This is a genomic window from Lactococcus petauri, assembly GCF_002154895.1.
GTDB classification, from domain to species: Bacteria; Bacillota; Bacilli; order Lactobacillales; family Streptococcaceae; genus Lactococcus; species Lactococcus petauri.
Genome location: NZ_MUIZ01000044.1, coordinates 1 through 339 on the forward strand (window position 1 = coordinate 1; position 339 = coordinate 339).

Annotated in this window: 1 protein-coding gene; it reads right to left on the minus strand. The window is 41.3% G+C overall.

The genetic code is table 11. From position 1 onward, the window contains the following. Window positions 1-339, minus strand: a 339-nt coding sequence (locus tag BZZ03_RS12080; RefSeq protein ID WP_233129000.1) for an MSCRAMM family adhesin SdrC, incomplete at both ends; no start/stop codon positions are given.

Genomic DNA, 339 nt, shown 5'->3' on the forward strand with positions numbered 1-339 from the left:
CAATGAGTGATTCTACAAGTACATCGGACAGTGCATCGACATCAATGTCCGATTCAAAATCAGAATCAATGAGCACATCAGACAGTGCATCAAGCTCAGCTTCAGATTCTAAGTCAGAATCAATGAGCACATCAGACAGTGCATCAAGCTCAGCTTCAGATTCTAAGTCAGAATCAATGAGCACATCAGACAGTGCATCAAGCTCAGCGTCTGATTCAAAATCAGAATCAATGAGTGAATCTACAAGCACATCAGACAGTGCATCAAGTGAATCCACAAGTACCTCGGATAGCGCATCAAACTCAGCATCTGATTCAAAATCAGAATCAATGAGTGATT